Annotated in this window: 7 protein-coding genes; 1 reads left to right on the plus strand and 6 read right to left on the minus strand. The window is 67.2% G+C overall.

The window, feature by feature from the left end; all coding sequences use genetic code 11:
- Positions 1-79: 79 nt before the first annotated feature.
- The 6 genes from GUY59_RS45650 to GUY59_RS45670 form a co-directional block, all read right to left on the minus strand.
- Positions 80-634 carry a recombinase family protein gene (locus tag GUY59_RS45650; RefSeq protein ID WP_138208583.1) on the minus strand — a complete coding sequence of 185 codons (555 nt, stop codon included), beginning with the start codon at positions 632-634 and terminating at the stop codon, positions 80-82.
- Positions 635-828: 194 nt separating this feature from the next.
- Entirely contained in the window at positions 829-1341 is a 513-nt protein-coding gene (locus tag GUY59_RS45655; RefSeq protein WP_201762131.1) for a GNAT family N-acetyltransferase, read from the minus strand.
- The gene (locus tag GUY59_RS48095; RefSeq protein ID WP_171055637.1) at positions 1338-1475 is read right to left on the minus strand and encodes a hypothetical protein; all 138 of its coding nucleotides are present in this window, start codon (positions 1473-1475) and stop codon (positions 1338-1340) included. The genes GUY59_RS45655 and GUY59_RS48095 overlap by 4 nt, the downstream gene beginning before the upstream one ends.
- A gap of 330 nt (positions 1476-1805) precedes the next feature.
- Positions 1806-2573: a VOC family protein gene (locus tag GUY59_RS45660; RefSeq protein WP_132158603.1), complete on the minus strand. Its 768-nt coding sequence runs from the start codon at positions 2571-2573 to the stop codon at positions 1806-1808.
- A gap of 213 nt (positions 2574-2786) precedes the next feature.
- Positions 2787-3629: an ABC transporter permease gene (locus tag GUY59_RS45665; protein WP_129669240.1), complete on the minus strand. Its 843-nt coding sequence runs from the start codon at positions 3627-3629 to the stop codon at positions 2787-2789.
- Positions 3626-4591, minus strand: coding sequence for an ATP-binding cassette domain-containing protein (locus GUY59_RS45670; RefSeq protein WP_138208584.1), 966 nt, complete (start codon positions 4589-4591; stop codon positions 3626-3628). Before GUY59_RS45670 ends, GUY59_RS45665 begins: the two co-directional genes overlap by 4 nt.
- 239 nt (positions 4592-4830) lie before the next feature.
- Here GUY59_RS45670 and GUY59_RS45680 point away from each other — a divergent pair, with 239 nt between their 5' ends.
- Positions 4831-5598 carry a winged helix-turn-helix transcriptional regulator gene (locus GUY59_RS45680; RefSeq protein ID WP_171055638.1) on the plus strand — a complete coding sequence of 256 codons (768 nt, stop codon included), beginning with the start codon at positions 4831-4833 and terminating at the stop codon, positions 5596-5598.
- The last annotated feature ends 251 nt before the right edge of the window (positions 5599-5849 follow it).

Consider the following 5849-nt stretch of genomic DNA (forward strand, 5'->3'; position numbering starts at 1 on the left):
GGCTGAAGAACCGCGATCTGGGCCGGGTTCCGCCGGCCCGATCTGAGCACGAGCAGTAACCGACGACGACATCAGGGGGTCACGATTCAGACGTCGTCAGGGGGTCAGGATTCGGCCGTCGTTGACAGGCGATGGTGTATTCGCCGGTGCCGGCCATGCGGACGAGTTCGCGCCGTTGTTTGGGTGAGAGCTTGGGCTGTTTCCCGCGGAGCTTGCCTTTCGCTCTTGCCACAGCCATGCCTTCCCGGGTGCGCATCCGCAGTAGGTCGACTTCGAACTCGGCGAATGTGGCGAGGATGTTGAAGAACATCTTGCCCATGGGGTCGGTGGGGTCGTAGACCTGTCCGCCGAGGGAGAGCTTGATGCCGCGGGCGGCGAGGTCGTCGCCGATCGCGCGGGCGTCGGGCACGGAGCGGGCCAGCCGGTCGAGTTTCGGGACGACCAAGGTGTCGCCGACCCGGACCGCGGCCAGCGCCTGGTCAAGGCCGGGGCGGGCACGGTTGGTGCCGGTTAACCCGTGGTCGAGGTAGACCCGCTCCGGTGATACGCCGAGTTCGATTAGCCGCTGTTGCTGGGCGGTGAGGTCTTGTTCGTCGGTGGAGCAGCGGGCGTAGCCGATCATGGTCTCGGGCATGGCCCGGAGTGTACGGTTAGCCCCCGACAATCGGGATTTTCACCGTACGGGTCTACTGCAACACCGCAGGTCACGGTCAGGGCGATCGGGCTGCGCCGCTACCGAGTGTACGTAAGGGGTTCCTCAGCGGACGCAGTTCATGTTGCTGCTACCAGTGTCGTTCTCCGAACCTCGCTGGCAGCCGGATGTCTCGGTCAGGTGGTCTGCATAAGTCTCAGCGAGACGTAGGTCGAGAAACCTGCGCGTCGTGCGAAGCGGACGGATCGACGCTCGTACTTTGTGAATCCGAGCTTGGCGTACAGCTTGAGGGCAGGCGTGTTTGTGTCCTTGATGTCCCGTAGGACGTACTCCTCGTAGCCGGGCAGAGCCAGCAGGTGCTGCATGAGAGCCGTCGCCACCCCGCGTCCCTGGTAGGTGGGGTGAGTAGTTACGAACCCGATCTCGGCGAGGCCCTCCTGTGCGTCGGGAAGGCCACCGAGAAACTGGCTACGGATCACCAGGTAGCTGATCGTGCCGTGGATGAGTCCCAGATGGTGCCGGATCTCCCGCCACTTCGGCGGGAAGCACTCCTGCTTTGCTCGGTGAGCGTGGCGACGGCCGCGGGGCGCCGTCCGAGAGGGCGACGTAGAAGCGGTCGACGAGAAATGCGTCCGCGGTGACGTGCAGGTGCTCGGCCAAGTACGCCACCGCGGACGGCGGCACCTCACCCGCCCACGCTCGGGAACCGCGCCGCGATCTCGAAGAATTTCAACAACACCGCGAAGGCAAGCCGCGTCGCACCGGTCTTGTTGCCCACCAGCGTCCACGACGCGACCAAGTCCTGTGCCGACCACTCCAGCACGCAGATGATCAACGCCCCCTACACCGGCGCCGTCATCCGCATCGATCCCATCGGGCATTACCTCGCCGCAACAAGACCGTCGCAAGGGACAGCAACATGAGACCCGTTGTGACGATGATCACAGGGCCGTGTCGGGTACGGTGACGATCCGGGACCACGGCGGTGATCGCCCGTGTGATTGAAGCAGGCGATGCCGATGGGCGGTGCAGGCACGTCCACCCTGACTATGGTGCCTGGCCGACCTCGGTCTCACCTTGTCGAGGAGGTCCACACCGACGACATCCACGCGCGTCTTGCCGAGCTCGACCACTCGGCCAGCTGACCGCCGGTTCAGCTCGTCATCGCCGCACCGACATCGAACTCCGTGCCGAACGGGTCCGTGATGTTCGCGACCCGCCCGTAGATCATGTCGTAGGGCTCGGCCGAGGTCCCACCCGCGTCGACCGCTCGCCGCGCCGCCGCATCGGCGTCGTCCACCTGGAACAAGGTCCCCCAACGGGACTTCGTGGCCTTTGGGTCACCGGCGATGCCGCCGATCTCGTGGCCATCCGGTCTGCGCAGGAACGTGAAGTCGAGCTCGGGCATGTCCGGGTTGGCATCCAACGTGTAGCCGAAGACCGCGACGTAGAAGTCGCGCGCGGGCCCGGATTCCGCGGTGACCAGGTCGTTGCGGAGCAGGGCGTTCGGCTCGTTGACGATCTCGCAGCCGATGTGGGCACCGGCCTGCCACAGTCCACACTGCGCACCGGTGGTGTCCTTGATGATCGCCGTCCGGCCCTGGTCCAGCACGTCCATCGGACCGGTGATGATCGAGCCGCCCGCGTCCCGCGCTCGGGCGGCCGCGGCGTCACAGTCATCCGTCGCGAAGTAGACGTTCCACCAGAAGTCCGTGGCGTCGGGATCGGGGTTCGGCCTGATGGCCGCGACGGGTCTGCCCCGTAGCAAGCACTGGGTGTAGTGGCCGAACTCCGCCGGTCCCACATCGAACTCCCAACCGAACAACGCGCCGTAGAAGGTCATCGCGCGGTCGAGATCCGGGATGCCCAGGTCGATCCAGGTCGGTGTGCCAGCCGGCTGCGTGGTGGTCAGCTCGCTCATCGTCTCTCCTTGTCGTGTCCCCATCTTGTCCCGCATGACCCCGGAACCTAAAGCACCGGTGTAAACCCAGCTCACACCGACGTGGGCTGCCCCCTCCGTCACTTGCACTTCGGGCCAGTTTCGGGAGTTCCGGGCTTGGTACCGGTGATGGCGTTGGCCGAGTGGGCCGGGTTGTCGGAGTTGATTTCGACCAAGTGCTCGCGGTAGCGGCATCTACTTCTTGTTGCGGTAGAGGACCATGGTGATGGGACCGAAGACCGCGACGAGAAGTACGGACGAGACGAGCACCCAGCCGATTTCCCCGGCGGGCACCGAGCCGTGCATCAGGCCGCGTACCACGGTCGCCAGGTGGGTGATCGGGTTGACCTCGACGACCGCCTGCAACCACCCGGGCATCGTCTTCGGGTCCACGAAGATGTTGCTCACGAACGTCAGCGGGAACATCACCATCATGCTGACCCCCGCCACCGAGTTCGGCGTGCGCAGGATCAGGCTGAGCATCGTCCACAGCCACGACAGGCAGAACGAGAACACCAGCAGCAGCACCACCGAGAGCACCACCCCGACGGCGCCACCCTCCGGCCGGAACCCTAGGACCAGGCCGAGCGTGATCACGATCGCCGACCCGATCGAGTAGCGCATCACATCGCCGAGCAGGGCGCCGACCAGCGGCGACGGTCGCCACACCGGAAGTGACCTGAACCTGTCGAACACCCCCTTCTGGATGTCGGTGTTCAGCGTAATGCCAGTGTTCATGGTGATCATGACGTTCGCCTGCACCAGGATGCCGGGCAGCAGGAACTGCAGGTACTCCTGAGTCGACCCGGCGAGCGCGCCACCGAACAGGTAGGTGAACATCAGCGTGAACATGATCGGGAACATGGTCACGTCGACGAGCTGCTCCGGGACGTGTTTGATCTTCAGCAAAGCGCGCCAGCCGAATGTCAACGAGGTGAGCACCGGACCGGGGCTAGACGGCCGCTCGCCGGCCAGCACACTGCGCAGCGCGTCCTCGGTGACCGGCGCCGACGCCTGCTCTGCGGACGTGGCATTCATGCGGCATCCTCCTCGGGTGTCTCCTCGGCGGCGTGTCCGGTCAGGGCGAGGAACACCTCGTCCAGGCTCGGCTGACCGAGCGCGAACTCGGTGACGTCGATGCCGCTGCGGGACAGCTCGGCCAGGGAACGGGCGACCCGCTCGGGGTCGGAGATCCTTGCGGACAGCGCGGCCGGGTCGGCGGAGGGCTCGACCTGCACCTCGAGGACGCCGGCGAGGACCCGTTCGGCCTCGGCCCGCTGCTCGGGCGCACGTAGCCGTACGTGCAGCGAGCCGGCGCCGACCGATGCCTTGAGCTGGCCGCTCGAGCCCTCGGCGACCACCTTCCCGTGGTCGATCACCGCTATCCGGTCGGCCAGTTGGTCGGCCTCGTCGAGGTACTGCGTGGTCAGCAACACGGTGGTGCCCTCGGCGACCATGCCCCTGACGATCTCCCAGACCTGGTTCCTGCTGCGCGGGTCGAGCCCGGTCGTGGGCTCGTCGAGGAAGATCAGTTCGGGGGTGACGACCAGGCTCGCCGCGATGTCGATGCGCCGGCGCATCCCGCCGGAGTACTTCTTCACCTGCCGGTCGGCCGCCTCGGCAAGACCGAACGCGTCGAGCAGGTCGGCCGCCCGCTCCCTGCCTCGGCGGCGTGAGTAGCCGAGCAGCCTGGCGAGCAGCAACAGGTTCTCCACCCCGGTGAGGTCCTCGTCGACCGACGCGAACTGCCCGGTGAGGCCCACCCTGCTCCGCACCGCCCGGGCGTCACGCACGACGTCGTAGCCGAGCACTTGCGCCTCTCCGGCGTCGGGGTGCAGGAGCGTGGCCAGCATGCGGATCGCGGTGGTCTTGCCCGCCCCGTTCGGACCGAGCACGCCGTACACGCCCCCGGCGCTCACGGCCAGGTCCACACCGGCGACCGCGTGGGTCTTGCCGAAGCTCTTCTTCAACCCTCTCGTCTCGATCGCGAGCTTTCCCATGGGTTCGATTCCTTCTCTCGGTGTTGCGAACGGATTAGTTGAGCACGGTGCGGTGCGCGGCCAGCGCCTCGGCGAGTGGGGCGTTCTCCGTTCCGTCGTCGAGACCGCCGCCGACCAGGATCACCGGGGCCCGTCGCCGTGCCGTGTGTAGCCGATGGTGGTGCCGTCGACGGAGGTCACAGTGTTTATACTCCTAATTTAGTAGCATTCACACCTGATGTGCAAGTACACTCGGGTGCATGAGCAAGAAGCGGCTGTTCGACGACCCCTGCGGCATCGCGCGAGCGCTGAACGCGGTCGGCGAGCGGTGGGCGTTGCTCGTCGTGCGGGAGCTGGTCTTCGGCCCGAAGCGCTACTCCGACCTGCACCGCGGGCTGCCGCAGATGAGCCAGAACGTCCTCGCGCAGCGGTTGCGCGAGCTCGAAGCCGACGGCCTGGTGCGGCGAAGGCGCCTGGGACCGCCTGCGTCCGCCGCCGTGTATGAACTCACCGAGCGCGGGCAGGAACTGGAGCCCGTGCTCCGCGCGCTCGCCCAGTGGGGCAGCCGCGCACCGCTGCCCGAGGACGGCGCGGCGGAACTGAGCGTCGACGCGCTGCTGTTCGCCCTGCGCGCCACCTTCGATCCGGCACTGGCGGGTGAGCTGTCGCTGCGCTGCCAGCTGGACGTCGCGGGCGATCGGTTCCGCATCACCGTTGCGGGCGGGCGCCTCGAGTTGGACCGCGGTGAGCACGCCGAACCCGAGGCGTGGCTGAACGTGCCGGAGGCGGCGACGTTGCGCGATCTGGTGTTCGCTGGTGCGGCGCTGCACGACGCCGTCGAGCGGGCAGACACCGAGGTGGCGGGCGATACCGCGCGGCTCGCCGCACTGCTGCGCTGCTTTCCCGCAGCCGTGCGGTATCCGGCGCCACAGGACCCCGGGCCGCCGGATCCCGTGTCGCCGGGCCTCGGGTCACCGAACGCCGAACTCCCGGATCCCGCCGTCAGCGCAGGAAGTCGTCGGGGGTGAGCGGCAGTCCGCGGACCCCGGACACCGGTGGCGAGATTACGCCGGCCGACAGTTCAGACTCCGCGGGCTCGCGGAACTCATCGCCGAGACGACGACGCACCACTTGGATAGCGACCCGCAGCTCAACGCCTGGCGCTGGTCCACGACCGAGCATGATCGACTTGCTGCAGTAGCCCATCCCCTAACGGACACTCAGAACGGCGTTCGGACGGGCGGTGCACCGAACAGCACGCGGGGTTCCAGGTCTAGGC

Origin of the sequence: Nonomuraea sp. K271, assembly GCF_009908215.1 — a bacterium.
In the GTDB taxonomy this organism is placed as follows: domain Bacteria; phylum Actinomycetota; class Actinomycetes; order Streptosporangiales; family Streptosporangiaceae; genus Nonomuraea; species Nonomuraea longispora.